31 protein-coding genes are annotated in these 26,834 nt (G+C 68.5%); 29 read left to right on the forward strand and 2 right to left on the reverse strand.

Features of this window, described 5'->3' with window-relative positions; translation table 11 throughout:
* The 10 genes from VKN16_25180 to VKN16_25225 form a co-directional block, all read left to right on the forward strand.
* Positions 1-1,800, forward strand: a 1,800-nt coding sequence (locus VKN16_25180; protein ID HME97514.1) for an APC family permease, incomplete at its 5' end; no start/stop codon positions are given.
* A 69-nt stretch (positions 1,801-1,869) separates the two neighbouring features.
* Entirely contained in the window at positions 1,870-2,841 is a 972-nt protein-coding gene (locus tag VKN16_25185; GenBank protein HME97515.1) for a GNAT family N-acetyltransferase, read from the forward strand.
* A 63-nt stretch (positions 2,842-2,904) separates the two neighbouring features.
* The gene (locus VKN16_25190; protein ID HME97516.1) at positions 2,905-3,828 is read left to right on the forward strand and encodes a hypothetical protein; all 924 of its coding nucleotides are present in this window, start codon (positions 2,905-2,907) and stop codon (positions 3,826-3,828) included.
* Positions 3,825-4,154, forward strand: a complete 330-nt coding sequence (locus tag VKN16_25195) for a gamma-butyrobetaine hydroxylase-like domain-containing protein (GenBank protein HME97517.1) — start codon at positions 3,825-3,827, stop codon at positions 4,152-4,154. The genes VKN16_25190 and VKN16_25195 overlap by 4 nt, the downstream gene beginning before the upstream one ends.
* Positions 4,154-5,710, forward strand: a complete 1,557-nt coding sequence (locus tag VKN16_25200; protein HME97518.1) for an MDR family MFS transporter — start codon at positions 4,154-4,156, stop codon at positions 5,708-5,710. Before VKN16_25195 ends, VKN16_25200 begins: the two co-directional genes overlap by 1 nt.
* The gene (locus tag VKN16_25205; GenBank protein HME97519.1) at positions 5,707-6,231 is read left to right on the forward strand and encodes a hypothetical protein; all 525 of its coding nucleotides are present in this window, start codon (positions 5,707-5,709) and stop codon (positions 6,229-6,231) included. Before VKN16_25200 ends, VKN16_25205 begins: the two co-directional genes overlap by 4 nt.
* A 39-nt stretch (positions 6,232-6,270) precedes the next feature.
* Positions 6,271-6,666, forward strand: coding sequence for a PPOX class F420-dependent oxidoreductase (locus VKN16_25210; GenBank protein ID HME97520.1), 396 nt, complete (start codon positions 6,271-6,273; stop codon positions 6,664-6,666).
* A 28-nt stretch (positions 6,667-6,694) separates the two neighbouring features.
* Positions 6,695-8,743 carry an ABC-F family ATP-binding cassette domain-containing protein gene (locus VKN16_25215; protein ID HME97521.1) on the forward strand — a complete coding sequence of 683 codons (2,049 nt, stop codon included), beginning with the start codon at positions 6,695-6,697 and terminating at the stop codon, positions 8,741-8,743.
* Positions 8,740-9,051, forward strand: coding sequence for an HNH endonuclease signature motif containing protein (locus VKN16_25220; protein ID HME97522.1), 312 nt, complete (start codon positions 8,740-8,742; stop codon positions 9,049-9,051). The genes VKN16_25215 and VKN16_25220 overlap by 4 nt, the downstream gene beginning before the upstream one ends.
* Positions 9,052-9,148: 97 nt before the next feature.
* Positions 9,149-9,460, forward strand: a complete 312-nt coding sequence (locus VKN16_25225; protein ID HME97523.1) for a helix-hairpin-helix domain-containing protein — start codon at positions 9,149-9,151, stop codon at positions 9,458-9,460.
* Positions 9,461-9,916: 456 nt separating this feature from the next.
* Here the strand turns inward: VKN16_25225 and VKN16_25230 are convergent, their stop codons facing one another.
* Together VKN16_25230 and VKN16_25235 are read right to left on the reverse strand one after the other, a co-directional pair.
* On the reverse strand, positions 9,917-10,120 hold the full coding sequence (locus VKN16_25230; protein HME97524.1) for a cold-shock protein: 204 nt from the start codon (positions 10,118-10,120) through the stop codon (positions 9,917-9,919).
* Positions 10,121-10,442: 322 nt separating this feature from the next.
* Positions 10,443-10,643: a cold-shock protein gene (locus VKN16_25235; protein HME97525.1), complete on the reverse strand. Its 201-nt coding sequence runs from the start codon at positions 10,641-10,643 to the stop codon at positions 10,443-10,445.
* A 258-nt stretch (positions 10,644-10,901) separates the two neighbouring features.
* Here VKN16_25235 and VKN16_25240 point away from each other — a divergent pair, with 258 nt between their 5' ends.
* The 19 genes from VKN16_25240 (at position 10,902) to VKN16_25330 (ending at position 26,830) form a co-directional block, all read left to right on the forward strand.
* The gene (locus tag VKN16_25240) at positions 10,902-11,462 is read left to right on the forward strand and encodes an inorganic diphosphatase (protein HME97526.1); all 561 of its coding nucleotides are present in this window, start codon (positions 10,902-10,904) and stop codon (positions 11,460-11,462) included.
* 186 nt (positions 11,463-11,648) lie between these two features.
* Positions 11,649-12,680: a rod shape-determining protein gene (locus VKN16_25245; GenBank protein ID HME97527.1), complete on the forward strand. Its 1,032-nt coding sequence runs from the start codon at positions 11,649-11,651 to the stop codon at positions 12,678-12,680.
* A gap of 55 nt (positions 12,681-12,735) precedes the next feature.
* Entirely contained in the window at positions 12,736-13,575 is an 840-nt protein-coding gene (mreC, locus tag VKN16_25250; protein HME97528.1) for a rod shape-determining protein MreC, read from the forward strand.
* A gap of 2 nt (positions 13,576-13,577) precedes the next feature.
* Complete coding sequence (gene mreD, locus VKN16_25255) at positions 13,578-14,072, forward strand: rod shape-determining protein MreD (GenBank protein ID HME97529.1); 495 nt, start codon at positions 13,578-13,580, stop codon at positions 14,070-14,072.
* Entirely contained in the window at positions 14,063-15,871 is a 1,809-nt protein-coding gene (gene mrdA, locus VKN16_25260) for a penicillin-binding protein 2 (protein HME97530.1), read from the forward strand. The genes mreD and mrdA overlap by 10 nt, the downstream gene beginning before the upstream one ends.
* A complete protein-coding gene (gene rodA, locus VKN16_25265) occupies positions 15,871-16,962 on the forward strand; it encodes a rod shape-determining protein RodA (GenBank protein ID HME97531.1) in 1,092 nt (363 codons plus the stop codon). The genes mrdA and rodA overlap by 1 nt, the downstream gene beginning before the upstream one ends.
* Positions 16,963-17,014: 52 nt before the next feature.
* Positions 17,015-18,535 carry an Rne/Rng family ribonuclease gene (locus tag VKN16_25270; protein ID HME97532.1) on the forward strand — a complete coding sequence of 507 codons (1,521 nt, stop codon included), beginning with the start codon at positions 17,015-17,017 and terminating at the stop codon, positions 18,533-18,535.
* Complete coding sequence (locus tag VKN16_25275) at positions 18,532-18,900, forward strand: hypothetical protein (protein ID HME97533.1); 369 nt, start codon at positions 18,532-18,534, stop codon at positions 18,898-18,900. Before VKN16_25270 ends, VKN16_25275 begins: the two co-directional genes overlap by 4 nt.
* A gap of 74 nt (positions 18,901-18,974) precedes the next feature.
* The gene (locus tag VKN16_25280) at positions 18,975-19,748 is read left to right on the forward strand and encodes an alkaline phytoceramidase (protein ID HME97534.1); all 774 of its coding nucleotides are present in this window, start codon (positions 18,975-18,977) and stop codon (positions 19,746-19,748) included.
* Between the two features lie 14 nt (positions 19,749-19,762).
* Positions 19,763-20,029, forward strand: a complete 267-nt coding sequence (locus VKN16_25285; protein ID HME97535.1) for a metal-sensitive transcriptional regulator — start codon at positions 19,763-19,765, stop codon at positions 20,027-20,029.
* 184 nt (positions 20,030-20,213) lie between these two features.
* Entirely contained in the window at positions 20,214-20,360 is a 147-nt protein-coding gene (locus VKN16_25290) for a YHS domain-containing protein (protein HME97536.1), read from the forward strand.
* Positions 20,357-21,250 carry a DUF2889 domain-containing protein gene (locus VKN16_25295; protein HME97537.1) on the forward strand — a complete coding sequence of 298 codons (894 nt, stop codon included), beginning with the start codon at positions 20,357-20,359 and terminating at the stop codon, positions 21,248-21,250. Before VKN16_25290 ends, VKN16_25295 begins: the two co-directional genes overlap by 4 nt.
* A 102-nt stretch (positions 21,251-21,352) precedes the next feature.
* Positions 21,353-21,988, forward strand: a complete 636-nt coding sequence (locus VKN16_25300; GenBank protein ID HME97538.1) for a TetR family transcriptional regulator C-terminal domain-containing protein — start codon at positions 21,353-21,355, stop codon at positions 21,986-21,988.
* 2 nt (positions 21,989-21,990) lie between these two features.
* Complete coding sequence (locus VKN16_25305; protein ID HME97539.1) at positions 21,991-22,635, forward strand: sigma-70 family RNA polymerase sigma factor; 645 nt, start codon at positions 21,991-21,993, stop codon at positions 22,633-22,635.
* A 160-nt stretch (positions 22,636-22,795) separates the two neighbouring features.
* Positions 22,796-23,107 carry a 50S ribosomal protein L21 gene (gene rplU / locus VKN16_25310; protein ID HME97540.1) on the forward strand — a complete coding sequence of 104 codons (312 nt, stop codon included), beginning with the start codon at positions 22,796-22,798 and terminating at the stop codon, positions 23,105-23,107.
* A gap of 4 nt (positions 23,108-23,111) precedes the next feature.
* Positions 23,112-23,372, forward strand: coding sequence for a 50S ribosomal protein L27 (rpmA, locus tag VKN16_25315; GenBank protein HME97541.1), 261 nt, complete (start codon positions 23,112-23,114; stop codon positions 23,370-23,372).
* A gap of 35 nt (positions 23,373-23,407) precedes the next feature.
* Positions 23,408-24,427, forward strand: a complete 1,020-nt coding sequence (gene obgE / locus VKN16_25320) for a GTPase ObgE (GenBank protein HME97542.1) — start codon at positions 23,408-23,410, stop codon at positions 24,425-24,427.
* Positions 24,406-25,530, forward strand: coding sequence for a glutamate 5-kinase (proB, locus tag VKN16_25325; GenBank protein HME97543.1), 1,125 nt, complete (start codon positions 24,406-24,408; stop codon positions 25,528-25,530). The genes obgE and proB overlap by 22 nt, the downstream gene beginning before the upstream one ends.
* Positions 25,531-25,573: 43 nt before the next feature.
* Entirely contained in the window at positions 25,574-26,830 is a 1,257-nt protein-coding gene (locus VKN16_25330) for a glutamate-5-semialdehyde dehydrogenase (protein HME97544.1), read from the forward strand.
* The last annotated feature ends 4 nt before the right edge of the window (positions 26,831-26,834 follow it).

Consider the following 26,834-nt stretch of genomic DNA (forward strand, 5'->3'; position numbering starts at 1 on the left):
GTCGGGCAGCCGCTGGCGACGGCGCAAGCCCGCCACGAGCGGCTGTCGAAGACCACCGGCCTCGCCATCTTTGCCTCCGACAACCTCTCCTCCGTGGCCTACGCCACCGAGGAGATCCTGCGCGTGCTGCTCCTGGCCGGGGTGGGCGCGCTGGCCCTGTCGGTGCCGATCGGGCTGCTCATCGGGCTCGTGATCGGCATCGTCATCCTGTCGTACCGCCAGAACATCGCGGAGTATCCGCAGGGCGCGAGCGACTACCTCGTGGCCAAGGACAACCTCGGCGTGTTCCCCGGTCTCACCGCGGGGGCCGCCCTGCTCATCGACTACACGCTCACGGTGGCGGTGAGTGTGTCCGCCGGGGTGGCCGCCCTCACCTCCGCCTTCCCGATGCTGTACCCGTACCGGGTGGTCCTCGGGATCGGATTGGTCGTGCTCATCGCGGTGGCGAACCTGCGCGGCCTGCGGGAGTCCGGGCGTGTCTTCGCGGTGTGGAGCTATCTCTTCATCGGCGGCTACCTCCTCCTGATGGTCTACGGCTCCGCGGGATTCGCGCTGTGGGGGCCGCCGGTGCCCGCGGTCCCGCACCCGCCCGCGCCGCCCCTCGGCGACATCGGGGTGTTCCTGCTCCTGCGCGCGTTCGCGTCGGGGGCGGTCGCCCTCACCGGTATCGAGGCGGTGTCCGACGGCATCACCGCGTTCAAGCCGCCCGAGGTGCGCAACGCCCAGCGGGTGCTGGTCGCCCTGGGGCTGATCATGATCACGCTGTTCGTGGGCATCACGATGCTGGCCGCGGGCCACCAGATCGTGCCGCGGGACGAGGAGACGGTGGTCTCGCAGCTGGCCCGGCAGGTCTTCGGCGGCGGGCTCCTCTACTATTTCATCCAGGGCGTCTCGATGGTCATCCTGGCCCTCGCCGCCAACACCGCGTTCGCGGACTTTCCGCGGCTGGCCTTCTTCATGGCCCGCGACGGCTATCTGCCCCGCCAGTTCGCGAGCCGGGGCGATCGCCTCGTGTTTTCCAACGGGGTCATCATCCTGGGTGTCTCCGCCGCGGCGCTGATCGCGCTCTTCGAGGGCACCACGCACCTGCTGATCCCGCTGTACGCGCTCGGCGTCTTCACGTCGTTCACGCTCTCGCAGGTCGGCATGGTGCGCCGGTGGCTCACCCGGCGGCCGGCGGGCTGGCGATGGAAGGCGCTCATCAGCGGCCTCGGCGCGGCCACCACCGGACTCGTGATGGTGGTGACCGCGCTGGCCAAGTTCGCGGACGGGGCGTGGATCGTGGTGGTGCTCGCCGCCGCGTTGATCACGCACTTCGTGAGCATCCACCGTCACTATCGTGATGTCGCCCGTCAGCTCTCGCTGGACGGCTACGCGGGGCCGCCGCCGATGCAGCACACCGTGCTGGTGCTCGTGGGCGATCTCCACAAGGGCGTGGTGCAGGCGCTGCAGTACGCCCGGACGCTCTCGCCGTCCGCGAAGGCGGTCTACGTGGAGCTGGATCCCGAGAAGACCCGCCGCCTCGAGGAGAAATGGGGCAAGTGGGGCTTCGGCGTGCCGCTGGTGGTGCTGACCTCGCCGTATCGTCTGCTGCTGGCGCCCCTGCTCGAGTACGTCGACCACCTGCTCGCGCTGGGCGAGAACCACATGGTGACCATCGTGATCCCCGAGTTCATCCCGGCTCGGTGGTGGCAGCAGCTGCTGCACAACCAGACCGCCCTCCTGATCAAGGGGGCCTTGCTGTTTCGACGAAATGTCGTGGTCACCGACGTGCCCTACCACCTCATGCGGTACCAGTAGGGCCCCGGGGGAGGGGGGCCACGCAAGACTTGCAGACGGCGAAATCCGGAGTATCCTTGCCCGGGTATCATGAGCGCGCCTCCGGCCCTTCAGACCGCGGATCTCCTGCTGCGAGACGCCACGGTCACCGACCATGATGCGCTGCAGTCGCTGGATGGCGCGTCCCCCGACGCCGGGGCCGCCCTGATCCAGGCCCGGCGCAACTTCTTCGCCCGTACCGCCGCGTACAACCGCTGCCGTACCATCGTGGCCCAGCAGGAAGACCAGATCGTCGGCGTGCTGTGCGCGGCCCTGACCCCGGTGCGAGTGGCCGGCCGCCCCTGCTCGGCCGGCTATATCTTCAACGTGCGCGTCAATCCGGGGCAGCGCACGCGCGGCGTCGGCTCGATGATGATGCGGGCGGCCGCCGATTGGCTCGAGAGCGAGGGGGCGCCGTACGTCACCGGCCTGATCGGGGTCACCAACGTGGCCTCGATGAAAATGGTGACCTCGCTGGGCTGGGAGCCGATCGCCCGGTTCGACTACCTCGTGCTCGACCTGGCCCGCTTCGCCCCGGATCCCGAAGTGCACATCCGCAAGGTGGACGCCCTCGGCGACCGCGCTCACGCGGCGTGGCGCTTCGGCGAGGTGTTCCTCCACAATTTCGTTCCGCGCTATCTCGTGTCCGAGCTGTTCCAGCCGTATCCCCGCGGGCCTTACATGGGCAGCCTGACCGCCTTCGGCCCGGGCGGCAACGCCTGGCTCTCCCTGTGGGACGACCGGGCGCGGCGCGGCCTCGATCCGGGAAGTGTCCGCGCGGTGAAGGCCTACGACGTGACCCTGAAGGGCCGAGGCGGGTTCCGCGCCTTCTCGGCGATCGCGGCGACCCTGCACGAGGCCGGGCTCGATCATCTGCTCATGCCGATTCCGCACGACGTCAACGCGCGGGCCCTCATCGATCCGTTCGTGAGCGACCTGGTCGAGTTCAACTTCTGCGTCAAGCGCCTCAACGGCGCGGCGCCGGTTCCGTCCGGACCGATCTACTTCGACATCCGGCACTGAGCGGCCGGCGTCCGCACCTCGCGTCCCGCATCCCGGTAGCGTCTGGTACACTGTGGCGCCGTCATGGACGCACGTTTCGTCGTTCCGGGTCCTCTGGACGTCGCCGGAACGCTGTCGCGGTACCGTCTCTGGGGTGAAGACCCGGTCAATCGGCTCTCCGACGGCGTATTCCGACGTGCCATCAAGTGGGAAGGCCGCTGGCGCGGCTACGAGCTGCGCTGGAGCGACGACGTCCACGCTCCCCGCTTGACCGTCTCGGTTCCCGGGGCGCGCCGCGCCGCGCTGGTGGACGCGGCGGTGGCCGAGGTGCGACACCTGTGCGGCCTGGACCTCGCCCTGGCTCCGTTCTATGCGGCGGCTGCCGGCGATGCCATGCTCGGTGGCCTCACCACGCGGCTCCGCGGGTTGCGCCCGACGCTGTCACCGGGGGCCTTCGAGATGCTGATCGGGTCGGTGTGCGCCCAGCAGGTCAACCTGACGTTCGCGTTCACGGTGCGGGCCCGGCTCGTCCGACGCTTCGGCGAGCCGCTGCTGATCGGCGGCGAGGCGGTGTACTCGTTCCCGGAGCCGACGACGCTCGCGCGCGCGACCGTCGAGGAGCTGCGCCGCCTGCAGCTGACCACCCGCAAGGCGGAGTACATCGTGGGGCTCGCCCGCCACATCGTGAGCGGGGAGCTGGATCTCGACGCGCTGCGCGGGCGGTCCAACGACGAGGTGATCGAACGGTTGACCGCGGTGCGCGGGTTCGGACGATGGAGCGCCGAGTGGTTTCTGGCCCGCGCCCTGGGCCGCGGCGACGTCTGTCCCGCCGGCGACCTGGGCGTGCGTCGGGCCTTCGAGCACTTCTACGGCCGCGGCCGCCTCCTCTCCGAGGAGGCCATTCGTCGTCGCTCCGCGCGCTGGGGCGACCATCAGAACCTGGCGGTGCACTACCTGCTGGCCGGTCGACGGCTGGCGACGGCGGCCGCGGCGGGAGGTGGCGCGTGACGCCGCTCGGCAAGTTCTTGCCGATCGTGGGACAGCCGGACCCGACACAGCCGAAGGACGTCCACCTGGTCGGACGCTACGCGATCGGCGTGACCTGGGCGGACAGCCACGGGAGCATCTATCCGTTCGACCGCCTGCGACGGGACGATCCGGAGGGCGGCGTCGCCGACGAGATTGCGCTCACCCAGGAGATGACGTGGCCCCGAGCGATCACCAAGCAGCCGGAAGGGCTGCGCGTGTCGTGGACGGACGGGCGCGAGAGCCTCTACCCGTACGCGGCGCTCCGCGCGCTCTGCCGCTGCGCCGGCTGCACCGGCGGGCACTGATGGCCACCCTGATCGAGACCACGCCGGCCCGGCGCGCGGTGGTGCTGGCCGGGGTCATGGCCGCCATGTTCCTGGCCGCGATGGAATCGACGGTGGTGGCGACCGCCATGCCCACCGTGATCGCGAGCCTCGGCGGCATTCGCATCTATTCCTGGACCTTCTCCGCGTTCCTGCTGACCTCGACCGTGTCGATGCCGATCTGGGGGCGGCTCGCCGACCATCTGGGCCGTCGCCCCGCGTACCTGACCGGGCTCGCAGTGTTCCTGGTCGGCTCCGCGCTGGCCGGGTTGTCGCAGAGCATGGGGCAGCTCATCGCGTTCCGCGCCTTGCAAGGCATCGGCGCGGGCTCGCTGATCACCATCGGCATGACCATCGTCGGCGACCTCTACGGGATGGAGCGCCGCGCGAAGATGCAAGGCTACTTCTCGAGCGTCTGGGGGGTGGCCTCGCTGGTGGGGCCGCTGATCGGCGGGGTGTTGACCGACCGCGTCTCGTGGCGGTGGGTGTTCTACGTCAACATTCCGGTCGGACTGCTCGCGGCGGCCGCGATCGCTGCCGGCCTGCGTGACGAGGTCCGCATCCGCGCCCGCACCGCCTTCGACCTGGTCGGCATGACCGTCTTCGTGGCCGCCATCTCGAGCTTCCTGGTCGGCCTGCTCGAGGCGGGCGGCAGCGAGCCGTGGATGCGTCCCGTCGGGGTGGGCCTGCTCGCGCTCTCGGGTGCGCTCCTGATCGCCTTCGTCGTCATCGAGCGCCGCGCCGTCGAGCCGGTCATTCCGCTTGGGTTGTTCCGGAACCCGATCGTGCGCGCCGCCGCCGTGACCGGTCTCCTGTCCGGCATGGCGATGTTCGGCGCCATCACGTACGTCCCCCTCTACCTGCAGGCGGTGGTGGGCAGCACCGCCACGCAGGCCGGATGGGTGTTGATGCCCTTCGTGTTGGGCTGGGTCGTGTTCTCGGTCCTGGCCGCGCGCCTCGTCCTCCGGATCGGCTATCGGCGGGTGGTCCTCGCCGGCATGGGGATGCTCGTGCTGGCCTTCGTGCTCCTCTCCAGCTGGAACGGGTCGCTGACCCGTCTGAGTGCCGCGCGCGACATCACCCTGGCCGGGATCGGCATGGGCCTCGTCTTCGTGCCGATGCTGATCGCGGTGCAGAGCGCGGTGCCGCGCTCGCTACTGGGCTCGGCCACGTCGCTGACCACGTTCTTTCGCACCATCGGCGGCGCGGTGGGCGTGGCAGTCATGGGCGCGGCGATGACCCACCGGCTCGAGCGCGGGCTCGCGGAGGTGGTGGCCACCGCGCCCGCGGGACTGCAGGAGCAGCTGCGGTTCCTCGCCTCGCATCCCGATCTGGTGGTGAATCCCGTGACCCGTGGCGCGCTGGGCGGCGACCTGCTGGAGCAGATGCGACCCGCCCTGGCCCATGCGGTCGGGGCCGTCTTCGTGGTGGGCCTCGTCTTCGCCATCATGGCCATGGTGTCGGCGTTTCTCGTCCCGGGGGGGCAGGCTCGCGATCTCGCCGTGCGTGGGGAGGGGGTCACCCCTTCGAGCTCATGAGCGGCGGCTCCGATCTTCCGCTGCTCGAGCGACTGGCCGGTCTGCCGGCCGTTTCCATCGCCGACCTGATGGAACTGCTCGAGCGCATGCCCGATCTGGCCCGGGACCCGCTGCTCGCCGGACTGGTCGCGGTCGACGAGCAGGGCGAGCCGATGGCTCATCCGCTCCTTGGCGTGGTCATCGAGCATCTCAAGGAGCGACCCGAGAGCCCCTGCTACGGGGCGCTGCTGGAAGCGCTGACCGGCGTGTGGAACGCGGCGGTCCGTGGCGCGGTGGTCGCCCGGCTCCGCGCCTCCGGACTGCCCGCCGACGACTTGCTCCTGCGACTGCAGGCCCTGTCGCCGACCCTCGGGCTGCAGGCGGAGAACCGGGAGTGGGCGAGGCAGTGGATGGCGGATCCGACCGCGCAGGACGCTCAGCTCGTGCAGCAATGTCTGGTGCGTCTGCTCCTGGCGATGCGCGGGCTCGCCGAGGCGCGGGCGAGTATGCTGACCGATAGCGGGCCCGGAAGGCCGGGCTGAGACCGAGCGATCGCTCGACGAGACAAAAGGAGAACGGCTATGGCGGGCATTCCCGACAAGTACAAGGACATCCTGGGCAAGAAGGCCTTCGCCAACATCGCGACCGTGAACGGAGACGGCACGCCGCAGGTGACCCCGGTGTGGGTGGACTACGATGGGACCCACATCCGCTTCAACACCGCGAAGGGACGCGTGAAGGACCGGAACCTGCGCCGGAACCCGGCGGTGGCCCTGGCGATCGCGGACCCCGACAATCCGTATCGGTATCTGCAGGTCCGGGGCCGCGTGGCCGATATCACCGAGTCCGGGGCGGATGCGCATATCGATTCGCTGGCCAAGAAATACCTCGGCCAGGACAAGTATCCCTACCGTCAGCCCGGCGAGGTGCGCGTCATCTACAAGATCGCGCCCGACCGCGTGCAGACGATGGGGTGAGGCGCACGGCAGGAGTGCGCCGGCGGTCATGATCGGACTCGACGCGGTCTCCAAGAGCTACGGCGGCCAGGAGCTCCTGCGCGACTGCACCTGGCGGATCGGCCGCGGCGAGCGCATCGGGCTCGTCGGGCCGAACGGGGCGGGCAAGACCACCATCTGCCGGATTCTCGCATCGATCGAAGAGCCCGACGAGGGCCGGGTCCATCGCGATACCGGAGTGACGGTCGGCTACCTTCCCCAGGAAGTCACGACCGGGGAAGATCGCACCGTGCTGGCCGAGGCCCTCTCCGGCTTCGAGGCGGTCTGGCGCCTCGAGGCCGAGCTCGAGACCCTCGCATCCCGCATGGCCGGGCCGACCGTCGACTCGGGGCTGCTCGAAACCTACGGGGAAGTCCAGCACCGGTTCGAGGCGCTCGGCGGCTATCGACTGGAGGCGGAGGCGAAGATCATCCTCGGCGGGCTCGGCTTCGGGCCGGAGTCGGTGCACCGGCCGCTCGCCGAGTACTCCGGAGGATGGCGCATGCGGGCGGCGCTGGCGCGGCTGCTCCTGCTGCGTCCCGACCTGCTGCTGCTCGACGAGCCCACCAACCATCTGGACCTCGAGTCGCTGCAGTGGCTCGAGAATTTCCTCGCCGCCTACGAGGGCAGCGTGGTCATCGTCTCGCACGATCGCTATTTCCTGAACCGGATGGTCACCGCCATCGCCGACCTGGGCAACGGGGGAGTCACGCTCTACCACGGCGACTACGACGACTTCCTGGTGGAGCGCGAAGCCCGGCAGGCGCTGCGGGAGGCGCAGGCCCGCAACCAGGCCAAGCGGGTGGCCGAGATCGAGCGCTTCATCGACCGGTTCCGGTACAAGGCGAGCAAGGCCCGGCAGGTCCAGAGCCGGGTCAAGATGCTCGATCGCATGGAGCGCGTCGAGACCGACGCGTCCGCGCGCCGCATCCATTTCTCCTTCCCGCAGCCGCCGCGCACCGGACGGATGGTCGGGCGGCTCGCCGGCGTGCGCAAGGCGTACGGCGACAACGTGGTGTACTCCGGCGTGGATTTCCTGGTGGAGCGCGGCGATCGGGTCGCGCTGGTCGGCGTGAACGGAGCCGGCAAGTCCACGCTCCTGAAGATGCTCGCGGGAGCGCTGCCCTTCGACGCGGGGGAGCGCGTGCTGGGATCCCACGTGGAGGTGCAGTACTACGCTCAGCATCAGCTCGACGCGCTCGACCCGACCCGGACGGTGCTGGAGGAGCTGGAGCAGACGGCGCCGGAAGCGCCGATCGCGCGGCTGCGCACGATCCTTGGCAGCTTTCTGTTCAGCGGCGACACCGTCGAGAAGAAGGTCGCGGTCCTGTCCGGCGGCGAGAAGGCGCGACTGGCGCTGGCCAAGATGCTCGCGCGGCCCGCCGCGCTTCTCTGCATGGACGAGCCGACGAACCATCTGGACCTCGCCTCCAAGGAGGTGCTCGAGGAGGCGCTCTCCGGGTTCACCGGCACCATCGTGTTCATCTCCCACGATCGGTACTTCATCAATCGCATCGCGACCCAGGTCGTCGAGGTGGACCGCGGCCACCTCGCCACCTATCTCGGCAGTTACGACGACTACCTCGCCCGCAAGACGGCCCCCGCCGAGGCCCCGGCCGCCGCACCCAAGACGACTCGCGATCCGGCCCGCGGCGGCCAGCCGACTGCAACCGCGCCCCACGCGTCCGATCCACGCGAATCGCCTCGACCCGGAGCGTCCGCGGCCGGGGGTGCGGGGGCCATTTCCGGGCCCCCGCAGATGAAAGGCTCAAAGAAGGAGGCGGAGGACTCCACGCGCAAGAAGAGCAAGGGCCTCGATCGCGAGATCAAGTCGATCAAGGTCCGGCTCGGGGCGGTGGAGACTCAGATCCACGAGATGGAGGCGCGGCTGCAGGAGATCGGCCTGGCCCTGGCGGACCCGGATCTCTATCGCGACGGCCAGCGCGCTCGCGACATCGCCCAGGCGCGCAAGGACACCGAGGAGCGGGTCGCCTGGCTCATGAAGGAGTGGGAGGAGCTGTCCCTGCGGTTGTCGACGGTGTCGGGAGACGACCGGTGAGCGAGGACCGCTACGTGCGAGAGGTCGACGACGACGCGCTCCGTCGCGAGAAGGTCCGCGCGCGCGAGCTGCGTCAGACTTCGTGGTGGCGTCGGCGTATCGCGACCGGTCTCTGCCACTACTGCCGACGCGCGGTGGGCGCCAAGGCGTTGACCCTCGATCACGTCGTGCCGCTCGTGCGCGGCGGCCGCTCGATCCGCGCCAACATGGTGCCCGCGTGCAAGGACTGCAACACCCGGAAGCAATCGCTGCTCGCCTGGGAGTGGCAAGCCTACCTCGATCAGCTCGAGCCTCCCGCGGACCGCTAGATACACCGCTCCGTCTGAAATTCTCGGCATTGACCGGTCGCGCGCTCCGGCGTGCAATCGCGTCACCAATTTCATCTCGATCCGAGGAGGAGCAGACATGGTGACGCGTTGGCTGGGTGTGGTGGCGGTGGCGATCTGGTGCCTGACTGGCGGAGCCGCGATGGCCGAGGACAAGCCGGACAAGCCGACCAAGGTCAAGGTCGACGGCAAGGACGTGAAGGTCAACATCAACGAGGCGTCGAAGACCGAGCTCATGAAGCTCGCCGGCGTGGGCCCGGGAGGCGCGCAGAAGATCATCGAATATCGCGAAGCCCACGGGCCGTTCAAGAAGGCCCAGGAGCTCGAGAAAGTGGACGGAATCGGGAAGGGTGTTCTGGAGAAAAATGCGGGGCGGATCACGGTGAAGTGAAAATTGCTTTCCCGGTCGCTCGCGCTCATGTACGATGACCCCTAAAATCGGTCGGAGCTCACACAGGCTCCTTCGAGCGTTCCCTTCCGGTAATTCCGCCGGAAGCAGCGTGACCGAGCCTTGCGGCGGGAGTCGGCGTCCGCGGCAAGGTGAGTGGGTCCTGGGCCCTGAATGCGGGCCGCGCCGAGAAAGGGAGGTGATCCAGCCGATGTGTACCCCTACGGTGATCTGTGAGGTGGTCGCCTCCTAAGGCCCGGCTATAGTGGTTGCAGGTGGCCCTGGAGGATCCAGGAACCACCGGCCCCGACGGACCCGCTCTTCACCAGCGGGGCGGTTCGGCAGAGAAGAAATCGCGATGCCGCCGCAGCGTCCGTCGGGGCTTTTTCTTGTCTGCGCGCTTGGAAAAAGTAACGGCCCGCCGGGCACCCCGGCGGGCCGTCAAGTGGTCGGCGACGCCTACGCCGACTTCCGGACGTTGGAAGCCTGCAGGCCCTTCGGCCCCTTCGTTACCTCGAACTCGACCTTGTCGCCCTCGGCCAAGCTCTTGAAGCCCTGGGCCTGGATGGCGCTGTAGTGGACGAAGACATCCTCTCCGCCCTCGACCTGGATGAAACCGTAACCCTTTGCGTCGTTGAACCACTTGACCGTGCCCTGTGCCATACGTCTGTTCCCTCTCTCCTTGGGCGGGGGTGGGCCGCCCTTTAAGCCCCGAGCCACCATGGCTGCTGGGGTTTCCCCCCGGAAGGGGAGAACAAAAAAGGCGCCGTCGAGGACCGAAGCCCTCGCGACGCCGCCATTCCCTGGGACCGAGGCTCGTTCACGTACCGGAACAGTGTTTCAGGGTGCCTGAAATCGCGCGCAGGTTAGCAAAGGTGTGAAACGAGTGTCAAGACCGATTGTATCGGTGGCGCGAAGGATCGGACCGCTACGGGTGGGGGAGCGGACCGGGCCCCGGCTAGCCGGGGCCCGGCGCCTCTCAGTGCTAGACCTTGCGGACGTTCGAGGCCTGCAGGCCCTTGGGACCCCGGGTTACCTCGAACTCGACTCGATCGCCCTCGGCCAGGCTCTTGAAGCCCTGGGCCTGAATGGCGCTGAAATGCACGAACACGTCCTCGCCATCCTCCTGTGAGATGAAACCATACCCCTTCGCATCGTTGAACCACTTCACGTTACCCTGAGCCATCTACTGACCTCTTTCCGTGAGGCGCCGAGCGCCTCGGTGATTCCCCGTCACCATGACGGGGGTGTCCTCCTGAAGCGGAGGACAAACAAAAACGCCGCGGGACTTGAGGTCCTCGCGGCGTTGGCTTCGAACGCAATGTACCCGTCTACCGAGTGAACCTACAACCTGGACCGGAGCTTAGCGGAAGCTCGGCCGGGTGTCAAGGATATCTCGATCGGCCCCGCGATCGCCCGGGGGCGACGGACTATACTTGCTTCCGTGAATCCGTGGCACGACGTCGAACTCGGTGACGCCATCGAGCAGCACTTCCGCTGCGTGATCGAGATCCCGAAAGGCTCCAAGGTCAAGTACGAGCTCGACAAGCGGACTGGATTGCTCTGGCTGGATCGCGTCCTCCACTCGGCGGTGCACTATCCGGCCAACTACGGGTTCCTGCCGCGGACCTATTGCGGGGACGGCGACCCGCTCGACGTGCTCGTACTCGGCCAGGAGCCGGTCGTCCCGCTCTGCATCCTACGCGCCCGCGCCATCGGCGTCCTCACCATGAGTGACGACAAGGGATCCGACGACAAGATCATCGCTGTGCACGTCGACGATCCCGAGTACGCGCACTACCGGGATTCCGGGGAGCTGCCCCCGCATCGGCTCAAAGAGATCCAGCGATTCTTCCTCGACTACAAGGTGCTGGAGAACAAGGCGGTCGACGTCGAGGACATGCGGGGACGTCCCGACGCCGAGCGGGTGATCCGTGACGCGATGCGACTGTACCAACGCGAGGTCTTGCCGGGTCTCTCGGCCTCTCGGACCAGCCCGTCCTAACCCTCCGGAATCCGGCCGGTTTCAGCCGCCGACTTCGCAGCCACGTCCATCGCGGCTCCGTCGAGGCTGCGTGCCGTCCATGTTGTGGAAAAGCCTAGGTTTTCGTTGTTGAGAAAAATTCGCGGTGCTAGACTCAGCCGTGAGTTCGATCGCGTCCCAAACATTCGATTCCAGACAGGGTGGCCTATGCTGATTAGCCTTCTCGCCGGGCTGTTTTCGAACGATCTCGCCATCGACCTGGGCACGGCCAACACGCTCGTCTACGTCCGGGGCGAGGGCATCGTCATGAACGAGCCCTCCATCGTCGCCATCCACCAGGCTGACCATTCGGTGCTCGCGGTGGGACACGAGGCCAAGGCCATGCTCGGGCGTACTCCGGGCAACATCACGGCCATCCGGCCCCTGAAGGACGGCGTGATCGCCGACTTCGACGTCACCGAAAAGATGCTGCATTACTTCATCAACAAGGTGCATCGGCGTCGGACGCTTGTGCATCCGCGCATCGTCATCGGGGTGCCATCCGGGATCACTCAGGTCGAGAAGCGCGCGGTGCGCGACTCCGCGATGCAAGCCGGGGCGCGTGAGGTGTACCTGATCGAGGAGCCGATGGCGGCCGCGATCGGAGCCGGGCTGCCCATTCAGGAGCCGGGCGGCAACATGATCGTGGACATGGGCGGCGGCACCACCGAGGTCGCGGTGATCTCGCTGTCCGGCATCGTCTACTCCAAGTCGGTCCGCATCGCGGGCGACGAGATGGACGAAGCGATCGTGCAGTACATCAAGAAACACTACAACCTGCTCGTGGGCGAACGGCGGGCGGAGGAGATCAAGATCAAGCTGGGCTCGGCCTACCCCATGGGCGGCGAGCGGATGACGATGGAGGTGAAGGGGCGCGATCTCATCGACGGGATCCCGAAGACCATCGTGGTGACCGACGAGGAGATCCGGGAGGCCCTGCGGGAGCCGGTGATGGCGATCGTCGACACGGTGCGGACCTGCCTCGAGCGGACTCCGCCCGAGCTCGCGGCCGACATCGTGGACAAGGGCATCGTGCTCACCGGTGGCGGCGCGCTCCTTCGCGGCCTGGACCTGCTCCTGCGGCAGGAGACGGACCTGCCCATCACCGTCGGCGACGATCCGCTGTCCTGCGTGGCGCTCGGCACCGGCAAGGTGCTGGACGAGCTCGAGCTTCTCAAGAAGGTGGCGATCCCCGCCTGAACGCCGGCCCCGGGCCGGATTTCCAGCGCCGATCAGCCGTTGAGGTGACGGAGCGGTGAGATTTCGCAGATACGGGATCCTGCTCGCGGTGCTGCTCGTGTCCCTACTGTTGCTCACCGTGCAGACGCGCGGGGGCGGCACCGGCCGGGCCGGAGAGCTGGTGGCGATCGCGGTCACTCCCGTTCAGAGCCTGCTGGTTCGCATCCATCGAGGGGCGCTCGGCTTCTGGGCCAACTACATCGACTGGAAGGCGGCCCGGCGCGAGAACACCGTTCTCCGGGGCGAGAACGAGCAACTGCGCGTGATGTCGCTCCAGGCCGGCGAGACGCGCGAGGAGAACGCCCGGCTCCGACGGCTGCTCGCGCTGAAGAGTCGCCTGCCGCTTGCCACCCTCGCCGGCGAGGTCATCGGCCGCGAGGCGGGCGGCTGGGTTCGCTCGCTGACCGTGAACCGCGGTCGCGGGGACGGTATCGCGCAGCAGACCCCGGTGATCGTGCCCGACGGCCTGGTCGGTCGCGTGGTGCAGGTGCATCGGGGTGCCGCGGTCATCCAGCTGCTCAACGACCCCGCCTCCACGGTCGGCGCGGTGGTGCTGCGCACCCGCACCGCCGGGCTCGTGGAAGGTGACGCAGGCGGCACGGTGCGCTTCAAATTCATGGCCCGCGACGGGTCGAGCGTCGCGCCGGGCGATCTGGTGGTGACCTCGGGGCTCGGAACCTTGTTCCCCAAGGGCCTGCCGGTCGGACGCGTGGTGAAGATCGAGGACAAGGGATCAGCGCTCTTCCACTTCGCGGTGCTGGCGCCGGCGGTGGACTTCTCGCGCGTCGAGGAGGTCCTCCTCCTGACCGGCCAGACGCCGCAGGATCTCGCCGCGCTCTTTCCGACGGACGGATGAGCATGGTACGTCTGCTCTTGCTGCTCGTGACGATCGGCGGCGGGGTCTTGCAGTCGACGGTGGTCGCGGTGGCCGGCCTCGGAGGGATCACGCCCGACGTGCCGCTGATCCTGACCGTGCTGATCGCCCTCCGCTATGGCCCGGAGTCGGGATGTCTGGCTGGCTTCGTGGCCGGCCTCATGCAGGATGCGACCGGGGGCGGGCTCGTGGGCGTGCAGGCGCTGACCAAGGGAATGGCCGGCTTCGGCATGGGCCTGCTCGTGGGCCGGTTCTGGGTCAGCAATCCGCTCGTGCAGGTGCCCGGGCTCGTGCTGCTCAGCGTGGTGGAAGGCGTCGGGCGGTTCCTGCTCCTGCAGATGTTCCACTATCCGGCGGCCTTCGGCGACCTGATGCTCCACGTGATCCTGCCCCAGGCCCTGTTCAACGGCTTCATCGGCACGCTGTGCATCCTCGCCGAGGCCGGTGTCGAATTGATGCGGAGACGCTCGTGGAGCTGAAGTCGGTGCCGCCCAATCGGCGCGAGGCGTGGGGCCGCCGGATCCTGGCCCTGGCCATCGTCTGCTCCCTGGGGTTCCTCGCCCTGATGGGCCAGCTCTGGTACCTCCAGGTGCTGGAGGGCGGACGGATGCACGAGCTGTCGGAGAAGAACCGGATCCGGATCCGCCCGGTGGCCGCTCCGCGCGGCATCCTGTTCGACCGCAACGGGCTCGCCCTCGTGGACAACCGACCGGCCTTCACCCTGTCGGTGATCCCCCGAGAGCTCGAGGACCGCGACTCGGTCGTAGCCCGGCTCTCCGTGTTGCTGAAGATCCCGGCGGGCGAGCTGATGGATGCGCTCGAGCGCGTGGCGCCGGACTCGATCCGTCCGGTGCGGGTCCGACGCGGGCTGACCCTGGAGGACGTCACCAAGGTCGAGGAGCGCAAGCTCGAGCTGCCCGGCGTCATCGTGGAAGTCGAGCCCCAGCGGACGTATCCCACCAGCACCTTCGCGGCGCACCTGCTCGGATACGTCCGCGAGGTGAGCGACGAGCAGATGAAACAGGGCCGCTACCGTCGCGGGGACATGATCGGACAGTCCGGGCTGGAGCGGCTCCTGGACGAGTACCTGCGCGGTCGGGACGGGGGAGAGCGCATCGAGGTCGACGCGTACGGCCGGCCGGTCCAGGTGATGCGCCGCGAGGAACCGGACCCGGGCGCCCAGGTCATCACCACGATCGACCGGCGGATCCAGGAAGCGGCCGAGCAGGCGATGGCGGGCAAGGCGGGCTCGGTGATCGTGATGGACCCGCGGAACGGTGACGTGCTCGCCATGACGTCGAGCCCGGCGTTTCCGCTCGATCGCCTCACCGGAAACGTGGAGCGGGACGAGTGGTTGCGGCTGGTGCGCGATCCGATGACTCCGCTCATGAACCGGGCGCTGCAGGGCCAGTACCCGCCGGCCTCGGTATTCAAGATCATCGTGGCCGCGGCCGGGCTCCAGGAAGGATCGCTCACCCCGATGGACCGTATCTACTGTAACGGCGAGTTCAACCTCGGCAACTGGACCTTCAAGGACTGGAAGCCGGGCGGGCACGGCCACCTCGACATGAATGGCGCCATCGCGCAGTCGTGCGACATCTTCTTCTACCAGGCCGGGCTCAAGGTGGGCGGCGAGACCATGGCCCGCTATGCCCACGCCTTCGGTCTCGGGGCGCCCACCGGCATCGATCTCGGAGGCGAGCGCTTCGGCCTCGTGCCGTTCACGCCGAGCCAGCGGGCCCGCCTCAAGCGCCCGTGGCAGGCTGGCGATACCGTGAACATGTCGATCGGGCAGGGTCAGTTGCTGGTGACGCCGCTGCAGATCGCGCGCATGATGGCGGCCGTCGCCAACGGAGGTATCCTCTGGAAGCCGCGGCTCGTCCAGCGGGTGGAGCGGGCGGATGGCAGCCTCGCCTACAGCGCGTCCAGCAAGATGACGGAGCGCGTGGAGCTGTCGCCGGTGGTGTGGGCGTTCCTGCGCCATGCGCTGGCCGCGGTCGTCAAGGACGGCACCGGCGCGCTGGCCCGCGTGCCCGGCGTGGACATCGCGGGGAAGACCGGTACCGCCCAGACCATCGCCAAGAGTGACTCGTCCAAGGGGCAGGACCACGCGTGGTTCGCCTCGTTCGCGCCCGCCGCGGATCCGCAGTACGTCGTGGTGGTTCTGGTCGAGCGGGGCGGCAAGGGTGGACAGGTGGCCGCTCCGATCGCCCGCCAGATCTACGAAGCGATCTTCCTCCAGAAGGTTGCCCAGGTGACGTTCGGCGAGTCCGGTTGATGCTCCGGCTCGACCGGCGCCTCCTCCAGAACGTCGATTGGCCGTTGCTGGGCGCCGCCTTCTTCATCATCGGTCTCAGCGTCGTCTGCCTCTGGAGCCTCAATCCCGGCCGCGGCATCTCCGCCCTCGTGTGGCGGCAGCTGTCCTGGGTGGGAGTCGGGCTCGTCGGCCTCCTCGTGGTGGTGAGCGTCGACTACCGCAATCTGGTCCGGTTCGCCCCCGCCCTCTACGTGGTTGGGCTCGGCTTGCTGCTCTCGGTGTTCGTGCTGGGCCGCACCGTCTCGGGAGCCCGGCGCTGGATCCATCTCGGGCCTCTGACCGTTCAGCCGTCGGAGGTGTTCAAGCTCATCTTCGTGATCACGCTGGCCTGGGCGCTCACCTCCGGGCGCGGGGAGCGACTCTCGCGCGCCGCTCTGATCGGGACCTTCGTGCTCCTGGGAGTGCCGTTCCTCCTGGTGGTCCGTCAGCCGGACCTGGGGACGGCCCTCTGCCTGGTCCCGGTGCTGGGTGCCATCCTGGTGGGTCTCGGGGTCCGGCTCAAGGTGCTGGGAGGGTTGGTCCTGGCCGGGGTCGCCCTCATGCCGTTGGGCTGGCTCGTCCTCAAGCCCTACCAGCGCGACCGGCTGCTCGTGTACCTCGATCCGTTCCGCGATCCGCTCGGAACGGCCTACAATGTCATTCAGGCGAAGATCGCCATTGGTTCGGGCCAGCTCCTGGGGAAGGGAGTCGGCGGCGCGACGCAGAGCCGCCTCGCCTTTCTCCCGGAGCGGCATACGGATTTCATTTTTGCCGTGTTCGCGGAGATGTGGGGGTTTCTCGGCTGTCTGGTGCTGATCGTGGCCTACGCGCTCCTGGTCTTGCGGGGGTTCGAGATCGCGGCCGGCACTCGCGAGGCGAAGGGCCGCATCCTGGCCCTCGGAGTGACGACGGTATTCGCGTCGCAGATCCTGATCAACATCGGGATGGTGACGGGTCTGCTCCCCATCGTGGGGATCCCGCTGCCGTTGATGAGCTACGGCGGCTCCTCGATGGTGGTCTCGTTGACGGCCCTGGGGCTTCTGCTCTCGATCCGAATGCGGCAGTTCCAATAACCGCAGAACTGCTGGCCGGGTCTCCCCGTGAGCCCCCGGATCGAGGTCGACCGTGGGAAAGCGCATCGTCGTCAACGCCGGTGTGACCGAAACGCGTCTCGCCGTTCAGGACGGAAATCTCCTCACCGAGTTGTACGTGGAGCGGGCGGATCGACGCTCCATCGTCGGCAATGTCTACAAGGGCGTCGTCACCAACGTGCTTCCGGGCATGCAGGCCGCCTTCGTCGACATCGGCCTCTCCAAGGACGCCTTTCTCTACGCGGGTGACTACACCGCCAACCTGGGCGTGGAGGAGCACGCGCCCGATGCGGAGGACGTGACCGCGGACGTGGACGTGGGAGACGCCGAGCCCGAGCCCCGACGGGAGGCGCTGGCCCCGATCGAGGAGATGCTGCGCAAGGGCCAGGAGGTCCTGGTGCAGGTCTCCAAGGAGCCGCTGGGCACCAAGGGGGCCCGCGTCACCTCCTTCGTGTCCATTCCCGGGCGCTACATCGTCTACATGCCTCAGGCACGGCACGTCGGAGTCTCCCGCCGGATCCATGACGACCTCGAGCGTGATCGGCTGCGCGCCATCGTCCGGGATCTGCCGCCCCCGCCAGGCGGCTTCATCGTGAGAACGGTCGCCGAGGGCAAGGGGCAGGAGGACCTCATCGCGGACATCGGCTTCCTGAGCCGTCTCTGGGGGCAGGTGCAGTCGCGCTTCGAGTCGGCCCAGGCGCCTTCTCTCCTGCACGAGGAGATGGACGTCACCTTCCGGGTGGTGCGCGACCTGTTCTCGCCGGAGGTGGACGAGTTCCTGGTCGACAGCGAGGCGGCCTACGACAAGTGCCTGCAGTTCGCCACGTCGCTGGTGCCCCAGCTGGCTCCGCGTGTGAAGCGGTGGGAGAAGGACGCTCCGATCTTCGAGGCCACCGGTATCGAGCGCGAGATCGACCGGGCGCTGCGCCGGCGCGTGTGGCTGAAGTCGGGCGGCTACATCGTGATCGATCACACCGAGGCGCTCGTCGCCATCGACGTCAACACCGGCAAGTACGTGGGCAAGCGCGATCTCGAGGAGACCATCCTCAAGATCAACCTCGAGGCGGTGACCGAGGTGGTGCGGCAGATCCGGCTGCGCGATCTCGGCGGGATCATCATCATCGATTTCATCGACATGGAGCGTTCTGAGCACCGGGACCAGGTGTTCAAGGCGCTGAAGAAGGTGCTCGCCGACGACAAGGCCCGCTCCAACGTGCTGGAGATCTCGGAGCTGGGCCTGGTCGAGATGACTCGCAAGCGTGTCCGGCAGAGCCTCCAATCGCTGTTCTGCGCCCCGTGCCCGACCTGCAAGGGTAGCGGCGTGGTCAAGTCCGACGCGACCCTGGCCGCCGAGATCTTCCGGAAGATCCAGGCCGGGGCGGGTGAGGGCAACGGCCGCGACGTGGTGATCCGGGTCCATCCCGAGATGGCGCATCACCTGGAATCGAGCCAGCGCGATGGCATCGAGCGGCTCCAGGCCCTCCTGAGCCGAAAGATCTCGGTGCAGGCGGTCGCTTCGTACCATCGTGAGCAGTACGACGTGACCGTCAAGTGACCCGCCCGTCGCGAATCAGCCGGGCCGCGATCCTGAGCCAGCTCCGGCAGGCGGCGACCAAGGGCGACCGCTCGGCCCTGACCCTGGCGGTCGACCAGATGAAGACATGGGCGTATTCTCCTCGCTACTGGCAGAAGTACCTGCATCTCATCACCCATCCCATGGCCCGCCTGGTGGACCTGACGGTGATCAAGCAGGGCGACAAGATCGCCCACCAGAAGGGATGGACGAGACCCAAGCGGGAGCCGCGCAAGCCCAAGCGCGCCGGGCCGCCGCGGCGCCCGCGCCGGGCCGCCGCGGCACCCGCGCCGGGGAGCCCGGCCGCCGCCCCGGGCACGCAGCCGTCCCTGTTCCCCGACGTGTGATCGCGCTCCCGGCCGCATCGCTCGAGCGGCCGCCGAGTCGCTTCATGCGTACCCTGGTAGGGTATAGTCGGGCCGTGGAACGGCGGACCGCGATCGGGCTGATCGGAGGACTGGGGGTGGTGGCCGCGGGAGGGGCGCTCCTCGCGCCGCCGATCCCGCAGGATGCGGCCTACCACCATCTGGCCGATGCGCGCGCCTTCCTGGGGGTCCCCAACGCGCTCAACGTGCTGTCCAATGCCGCGTTCGTGCTGGTCGGCGGCCTTGGTCTCCGCTTCGTCCTGGCTCGCGATGTCGGTCAAGCGTTTCGGGATCCCCGTGAGCGCTGGCCCTACGTGGTCGTCTTCGGCGGCCTCCTGCTGACCGGATTCGGGTCCGCCTACTACCACTGGGCGCCCGGCAACGCGCGGCTGGCGTGGGATCGCCTGCCGCTCGCCATCACCGTGATGGGACTGCTCGACGCCACCATCAGCGACCGGGTCGGCGTCCGTCCGGCCCTCCGGCTCCTGGGTCCGCTCGTCGCGCTGGCCGTCATCTCCGTCTGGTACTGGCACGTCACCGAGCAGCGCGGAGCCGGCGATCTCCGCCTCTATGCGCTCGTCCAGTTCTATCCGCTCGCGGCCGTGCCGCTGCTGCTCTGGCTCCTTCCGCCCCGCTACACGCGCAGCGCCGACCTGCTGGTCGCCGCGGCCACCTACGCCCTGGCCAAGGGGCCGGAGCTCCTGGACGGGTGGTTCTTTTCGGTCACCGGCCTGGTGAGCGGACACACGCTCAAGCATCTGCTCGCCGCGCTGGCCGGCTACTGGGTCTTGCGCATGCTCGAGCAACGTCGGCCCATCCCAGGCACGTGACCATGGATATTCGGGTGAAGGCGAAGACCCTCGGTCGGCTGCGGCGTATCGAAGGCCAGGTCCAGGGCATCCAGCGCATGGTCGAGGAGGACAAGGACTGCGTCGACATCCTCCTGCAGCTCGCGGCGGTGCAGGGAGCGGTCGAGCAGGTCCGGAAGCTCCTGCTCGGCCATCATCTCGAATCGTGCGTGGTGGAGGCGGTGCGTGCCGGCAACGCCCGGGACCGGCAGAAGAAGATGGACGAGCTCCTCGACGTCCTCGCGCGCTTCTCCGCCCGCTAGATGTCTCTGGGCACGGCTGGCGCGTTCTTCGACGTCGCAGTCACGCGGATCGTGAACCCTCGGCGAGGCCTGCGGCGACAACCTCGTGCCGGTTTCCGCGGCCGCGGGTATGCTTTGTCCGTAGCAATGATGGTCAATAGCCTGCGCTCGACCGCTCCCGCGGCGGGCGGTGAAGGAGGTCGTGATGGCCAAGGACCCGGTGTGTCACATGGACGTGGAGCCCAAGACGGCGGCGGCGCAGTCGACGTACCAGGGCGAGACCTATTACTTCTGCGCGGTGGGCTGTAAGACCAAGTTCGACGCCGATCCGGGGAAGTACGCCGGCAAGTGATCGGCTCCCCGCTGCTCGTCGGCCGCGACCGCTACGAGCGGGTGATGGAGGGGTGGGTGGACAATACCCACGACGACGCCTTCACCCATACCGTGCGCATGACCGACGAGGACTGGGCCGTCCAGGTCAGCGCGGTCTGCCTGCCGTCACCCACCTACGAGATCCGGGCGGCGCGCGCCGAAGCCCTGTCCGGAGCCGTCGATCCGGGGCTCGTGACCGACTTCCCGCGCCTGGCCGGGACTCGGATGGTGGGCGGCTTCACGCGTCGCCTCGCCGAGCTGTGCGGCTCTCGTCCGGGCGCTCTCCTCTTCGTCGATGGCAGCATCGAGATGGCCCGCCTGGCCCGGCAGGTCACGCGGATGCCTCGGTCGGCCGTCGCGGCGCTGGATACGGCAGACCCTCTGACCTGCTGGCGGCTCGATACGACGGGCTGGGTCGACCTGCCCGATTCCTGCTTCACGTACAGCGCGGCCGGGCGCGCGCTCTTCGGGAGCCGGTCGGTCTCGACGCCGATGGTGTCGGATCTGTATTGCCCCCCGCCGGGAGCCCGGAAGGTCTTCAGGCGAAAAAAGGTCGCCCGGCTCGTCCAGACTGGTTCGCGACTCCACTTGTTCAACTCCATGCACGACAACGTTCACGGTTTCGATCTCCACTACGAGGTCGACCTCGACCGGGGCCTCGTCGTCGAGGCGGAGTCGATCACCTCGAGGCTGCCCTATGCCGGCATCTGCACCGAGCCGCAAGGTCGGATCCGGTCCCTGCTCGGCCTGCCGGTGGATGCTGCTCTTCGCAAGCGGGCCCAGACCCTGCTGGGAGGAAATACCGGCTGTGCCCAGCTCTACGACCTCACCGCCGATCTCCTCAAGATGCTCTCGCTGTCGTCTTCGTAAGTCACTGTGATATTTCGAGAAATGGACAGATTTGACACTGGGGTCTGCGCCGGCTAGAGTTTGTACCGACTGGTCGGTAAATTCGCAGAGGAGCGAAGAGGAATGACGAGCCCGAGCCCGGCACAGGCGTCGGAGACGAAGAGCACGAAGGGGGCGGCGACCAGGGACCAGATCCTGAACGCCGCCGCCCGGCTGATGCATGTACAGGGGTATCAATCCACGTCGCTGGACGACGTGCTCCGGGAGAGCGGGGTCGGGAAGGGCAACTTTTATTACTACTTCAAGAGCAAGGAGGACCTGGGGTACGCGATCATCGACCGCACGACCCGCTCGTTCGTCGAGCGGAGCCTGGGACCCGCGTTCGCGGACGTCGAGGCGGACCCGATTGCCCAGATCGACGGGTTCCTCGATCGCGTGCTGGAGGCGCAGCGACAGCGCAATTGCGTGGGGGGATGCGTCATGGGCAACCTGGCCTGCGAGCTGTCGGACGTGCACGAGGGCTTCCGTCAGCGGCTGGCCGAGCTGTTCGACATCTGGCGCACCCGTCTCGCGGACGCGCTGCTCCGGGGCCGGCGACGCGGCTATCTTCGAGGCGATGCGGATCCTTCGCGTCTGGCCCAATTCCTGGTCGCCGGCCTCGAGGGGGCGATCCTCCTGAGCAAGGTCACCCGGGACATCGCAGTCATGGAAAAGTGCGTCGAGGAGCTGAAGCAGCACCTCACGCTCTACAGGACATGAGCATGACGACGGTACACGCCACGAACGGGCACCCGCAGGACACGGCGAGCGGGCCGCGGAAGCCAGACCGGGACGCGGAGCTGGTGGAGCGCCTCCGTCGGCAGGATCCGAGCGCCGCCGAGGACTTGATCGCCACCTACGGCGATCGGGTCTACCGCCTCGCCATCCGTATCACGAGCAACGAGCAGGATGCGGAGGAAGTGGTGCAGGACGCGTTGTGGACGGCGGCGCGCAAGATCGACACGTTCAAGGGGGAGTCGGCCTTCGGCAGCTGGGTCTATCGCATCACCGCGAACGCGGCCTACCAGAAGCTGCGGACCCGCCAGGGGCAGCGGAACGAGATCTTGTGGGACGCGACGTCTCCCGGCTTCGACGAGCTCGGCCAGCATGCCGAACCGCTCCGGGACTGGTCGGCCCGCACCGAGGAGCCGGCGCTGCAGACCGAGCTTCGGGACGTGCTGACGACGGCGATCGACGACCTGCCGGGGGACTACAAGACCGCCTTTCTGCTGCACGACGTCGAGGGCCTCTCCAATCCCGAGATCGCCGAAACGCTGCAGATCAGCCTGCCCGCGGTGAAGTCCCGTGTGCACCGCTCGCGCTTGTTCTTGCGTCAGAAGCTGGCCGACTACATGCGGGTCGTTTGAGCTAAACTCCCGTCCGGCTTGACTTTCACGAGGGCCCTGTGGTCTGATGAGCCCTCGTGACATTCCGGCCGGACGCACGCAGATGAACGCTCGGGAGTGATGATCGATCGACGCGAGACCCGGACCCATGATCGACCCAACGAATAGAAAGGTTGCGGCAATGGAAGCTGTCATCGCGACGGGTGGCAAGCAATACCGGGTCGCTCCCGGCCAGGTCATCAAGGTCGAGCGCCTCGCCAAGGACAAGGGCGCGTCGGTCGAGTTCACCGAGGTCCTGCTCGTCAACGACGCAGGGCAGGTGACCGTGGAGCCCAAGGCGCTGGCCTCCGCCAAGGTGCTGGGACAGGTGGTCGCGGAGCGCAAGGAGAACAAGGTCCTGGTCGTGAAGTTCAAGCGGCGCAAGAACTACCGGCGGCACCGCGGCCATCGACAGACGATGACCGCCGTGCGCATCACCAAGATCGAGGTCTAGAGCGATGGCACACAAGAAGGGTGTCGGCAGCTCCCGAAACGGTCGCGACTCCAACCCCCAGATGCTGGGTGTGAAGCGCTTCGGTGGGCAGTTCGTCACCGCCGGCAGTATTCTGGTGCGCCAGCGCGGCACGCGCTTCAAGCCGGGGGCCAACGTCGGGCTGGGCGTGGATCACACGCTGTTCGCAAAGTCGGACGGCTACGTCCGATTCGAGCGGAAGGGCGACGACAAGTACGTCAGCATCGCGCAGCAGCAGTCGGCTTGAGCCGGGTCGCCGTCTCCGTCATCTAAAGTCACCCCATGTTCGTTGATGAGATCGACGTCTTCGTCAAGGGGGGCGACGGCGGCGCCGGGTGCGTCAGCTTCCGGCGTGAGAAGTTCGTGCCCCGCGGAGGGCCGGACGGAGGAGACGGCGGGGACGGCGGCAGCGTCATCCTGGAAGCCGATCCCTCCATCACCACGCTCCTGGACTTTCACTACCAGCGCCACTACACCGCGGCGCGGGGCCATCACGGCGAAGGCGCCAACCGACACGGCCGCAGCGGCGACGACACCATCCTGCGCGTGCCGCTCGGCACGGTCGTCTCGGACCGCGACGGCGGTGAGCCGCTCGGCGACCTGACCGAGCGCGGTCAGCGCCTGACGGTCGCGAAGGGCGCGCGGGGCGGGCGAGGCAACGCACGCTTCGCCACCTCCACGAACCGGGCCCCGCGCCGCGCCGATCTGGGGCGAGCAGGGGAGGAGCGCTGGATCCACCTCGAGCTGAAGCTCCTGGCCGACGTGGGGGTGGTGGGGTTTCCGAACGCGGGCAAGTCGACGCTGGTCTCGCGTCTGTCGGCGGCCAAGCCCAAGATCGCCGACTACCCGTTCACGACCCTGGTGCCCACGCTCGGCATCGTGCGAGCCGGCGAGGATCGGAGCTTCGTCATCGCCGATCTGCCCGGCCTCATCCCCGGCGCGGCGAGCGGCAAGGGGCTCGGCCACCGCTTCCTGCGCCACGTCGAGCGCACGCGGCTGCTCGTCCATCTCATCGATCTCGATCCGAGCACCGGCCGCCATCCGCTCGCCGACTACCAGGCCATCCGCGACGAGCTCTCCGCGTACTCGCCGGAGCTGGCCGCCCATCCCGAGATCGTGGTCGTGAACAAGGCCGAGCTGTCCGGCACCGGCGACGCGCGCGCGGCGGTCGAGCGCTTCTGCGCCGAGCGCGGTCTGCCGTTTCACGCCATCTCGGCGGTGACCGGAGACGGCCTGCCCGCGCTGGTGCACGACGTGGCGCGGCGCCTGGTGAGCGAGCCATGGGTGCCCGCCATCCGCTGAGCCGCGCCCGCCGGGTCGTGGTGAAGGTGGGCAGCGGGCTCGTCACCACGCCCGGCGAGGGGCCGTCCGGCGAGGCGATCGCGCGGCTGGCCGCGGACATCGCCGCGCTCGTGCAGGAGCGGCGCGAGGTGGCGCTGGTGTCGTCCGGCGCCATCGCAACCGGGGTCGCTCGCCTCGGCCTCAAGGCTCGTCCCCGCTCGATTCCGGAGAAGCAGGCCGCGGCCGCGGTGGGCCAATCCGCGCTCATGTGGGAGTACGAGCAGGCGTTCAAGAAGCACGGGATCCCCGTCGGTCAGGTGCTCCTCACGGGTCAGGACATCAGCGATCGGTCGCGGTACCTCAACGCGCGCAACACGCTCCTGGCCCTGCTCGAGTTCGGCGTGCTCCCGGTCATCAACGAGAACGACACGGTGGCGGTGGACGAGATCAAGGTCGGCGACAATGACAATCTCGCCGCCCTCGTCGCTCATCTGATCGACGCCGATCTGGTGGTGCTGCTGACCGACGTGGACGGCCTCTACACGGGTGACCCGCGCCGCGATCCGGGCGTTCGACGGCTCGAGACCGTCGAGGCCGTCACCGACGAGATCCAGAAGATGGTCTTCGATGCCTCCGCGGAGGTCTCGGTGGGGGGGATGAGCACGAAGCTGCAGGCCGCCCAGAAGGCGGGAGCCTCCGGGATCCCCATGGTGATCGCGAGCGGCCGCGAGGCCGGTCTGCTGCACCGGGTGCTCAAGGGCGAGCCGGTCGGGACGTACTTCCAGCCGCGCGACGATCGCCTCGCCGCGCGCAAGCGATGGATCGCGTTCGCGGTGCCGCCGCAGGGGCGGCTCGTGGTTGACGCGGGCGCGAAGAAGGCCTTAACTGAGAGGGGCAAAAGCCTGCTTCCCTCGGGGCTCGTGGAGGTCGACGGCCAGTTCCACGCCGGGGAAGTGGTCGCGCTGACCGAGACGGCGGGCCACGAGTTCGCCCGCGGCCTCGTGAACTATGACGCCGAGGAGCTGCGTCGGATCCGGGGGGCGAAGACGGCGGACATCGAAAAGGCGCTGGGGTACAAGGGCTTCGACGAGGTCGTCCACCGGGACAACCTGGTGATCCTGTGAGGGAGCCGGCACGGTGAGCCCGTCGCGGAGAGAGGGAGCGGCCATGGACGTCGCGGCGCACGTCGAGGCGAAGGCGCGGGCGGCCAAGGAGGCGGCGCGGGTGCTCGCGCTGGCTCCCACCCGGGCCAAGAACGAAGCGCTCACCCAGATGGCGCGCGGGCTCGAGGAGCGCACCGCCGCCATCCTGGATGCCAACCGGCACGATCTGGAACGGGCCCGCTCGGCCGGGCACCCGCGGGCCTTCGTCGACCGCCTCACCCTGACCGAGAGTCGGATCGAGGAGATGGCCGCCGGCCTTCGCCACGTGGCGAGCCTGCCGGATCCGGTGGGTGAGACCGTCGAGACGTGGCGCCGGCCATCGGGCCTCGAGATCGCCCGGGTGCGCGTCCCGTTGGGCGTGATCGGCTTCATCTTCGAATCCCGACCCAACGTCACCGCGGATGCCGCCGGCCTCTGCTTGAAGTCGGGCAACGCGGTGCTCCTGCGCGGGGGCAGCGAGGCGCTCGAGTCCAACACGCTGCTGGCCCAGATCCTGGGCAAGGCGGTCGAGAAGGCGGGCCTGCCCGGCGAGGTGGTGCAGGCGGTGGAGATCGCGGACCGCGCCGCGGTGCTGGCCATGCTGACGCTGGACCGCTACCTCGACCTCATCATCCCGCGGGGTGGCGAGGAGTTCGTGCGCCTGGTCGCGGAGCGCTCGACGGTGCCGGTGCTCAAGCACGACAAGGGGCTGTGTCACGTCTACCTCGACGAGGGCGCCGACCCGGACATGGCGATCGCGGTGACCGTGAATGCCAAGGCGCAGCGGGTGAGCGTGTGCAATGCGCTGGAGACCCTGCTGGTGCACGCGGCCATCGCGCCGACCGTGCTGCCCGGCCTCGCCGCGCGGCTCGCCGACGCGGGAGTGGAGGTGCGCGCCGACGAGGGCGCGCGTGCGCTCATGCCGGGCGCCCGCGCCGCGGAGCCGGCCGACTGGGACGCGGAGTACCTGGACTACATCCTGGCCGTCCGGGTGGTGGCGAGCTTCGACGAGGCGGTGTCCCACATTCGCCGGCACGGCTCCGGCCTCGCCGAGGCCATCGTGACGCAGGATGTGCGGCGGGCGCGCCGCTTCACCCAGGAGGTGGACGCGGCGGCGGTGCTGGTCAACGCCTCCACCCGGCTGGTGGATGGCAGCCAGTTCGGCCTGGGCGCCGAGATGGGCATCTCGACCTCCCGGGTGCACGCGCGGGGTCCGGTGGGCGTCCGGGAGCTGACCACGACCAAGTTCGTCGTGTGGGGCGACGGGCACGTCCGGGAGTAGTCGC

Source organism: Candidatus Methylomirabilota bacterium (assembly GCA_035315345.1).
In the GTDB taxonomy this organism is placed as follows: domain Bacteria; phylum Methylomirabilota; class Methylomirabilia; order Rokubacteriales; family CSP1-6; genus CAMLFJ01.

Excerpts from the sequence above, each read along its gene's own strand:
- VKN16_25185 (HME97515.1), top strand. The coding sequence starts at position 1,870 with ATGAGCGCGCCTCCGGCCCTTCAGACCGCGGATCTCCTGCTGCGAGAC.
- VKN16_25190 (HME97516.1), top strand. The coding sequence starts at position 2,905 with ATGGACGCACGTTTCGTCGTTCCGGGTCCTCTGGACGTCGCCGGAACG.
- VKN16_25200 (HME97518.1), top strand. The coding sequence starts at position 4,154 with ATGGCCACCCTGATCGAGACCACGCCGGCCCGGCGCGCGGTGGTGCTG.
- VKN16_25205 (HME97519.1), top strand. The coding sequence starts at position 5,707 with ATGAGCGGCGGCTCCGATCTTCCGCTGCTCGAGCGACTGGCCGGTCTG.
- VKN16_25210 (HME97520.1), top strand. The coding sequence starts at position 6,271 with ATGGCGGGCATTCCCGACAAGTACAAGGACATCCTGGGCAAGAAGGCC.
- VKN16_25215 (HME97521.1), top strand. The coding sequence starts at position 6,695 with ATGATCGGACTCGACGCGGTCTCCAAGAGCTACGGCGGCCAGGAGCTC.
- VKN16_25225 (HME97523.1), top strand. The coding sequence starts at position 9,149 with ATGGTGACGCGTTGGCTGGGTGTGGTGGCGGTGGCGATCTGGTGCCTG.
- VKN16_25230 (HME97524.1), bottom strand. The coding sequence starts at position 10,120 with ATGGCACAGGGCACGGTCAAGTGGTTCAACGACGCAAAGGGTTACGGT.
- VKN16_25235 (HME97525.1), bottom strand. The coding sequence starts at position 10,643 with ATGGCTCAGGGTAACGTGAAGTGGTTCAACGATGCGAAGGGGTATGGT.
- VKN16_25245 (HME97527.1), top strand. The coding sequence starts at position 11,649 with ATGCTGATTAGCCTTCTCGCCGGGCTGTTTTCGAACGATCTCGCCATC.
- mreD (HME97529.1), top strand. The coding sequence starts at position 13,578 with ATGGTACGTCTGCTCTTGCTGCTCGTGACGATCGGCGGCGGGGTCTTG.
- rodA (HME97531.1), top strand. The coding sequence starts at position 15,871 with ATGCTCCGGCTCGACCGGCGCCTCCTCCAGAACGTCGATTGGCCGTTG.
- VKN16_25290 (HME97536.1), top strand. The coding sequence starts at position 20,214 with ATGGCCAAGGACCCGGTGTGTCACATGGACGTGGAGCCCAAGACGGCG.
- VKN16_25300 (HME97538.1), top strand. The coding sequence starts at position 21,353 with ATGACGAGCCCGAGCCCGGCACAGGCGTCGGAGACGAAGAGCACGAAG.
- VKN16_25305 (HME97539.1), top strand. The coding sequence starts at position 21,991 with ATGACGACGGTACACGCCACGAACGGGCACCCGCAGGACACGGCGAGC.
- rplU (HME97540.1), top strand. The coding sequence starts at position 22,796 with ATGGAAGCTGTCATCGCGACGGGTGGCAAGCAATACCGGGTCGCTCCC.
- rpmA (HME97541.1), top strand. The coding sequence starts at position 23,112 with ATGGCACACAAGAAGGGTGTCGGCAGCTCCCGAAACGGTCGCGACTCC.
- obgE (HME97542.1), top strand. The coding sequence starts at position 23,408 with ATGTTCGTTGATGAGATCGACGTCTTCGTCAAGGGGGGCGACGGCGGC.
- proB (HME97543.1), top strand. The coding sequence starts at position 24,406 with ATGGGTGCCCGCCATCCGCTGAGCCGCGCCCGCCGGGTCGTGGTGAAG.
- VKN16_25330 (HME97544.1), top strand. The coding sequence starts at position 25,574 with ATGGACGTCGCGGCGCACGTCGAGGCGAAGGCGCGGGCGGCCAAGGAG.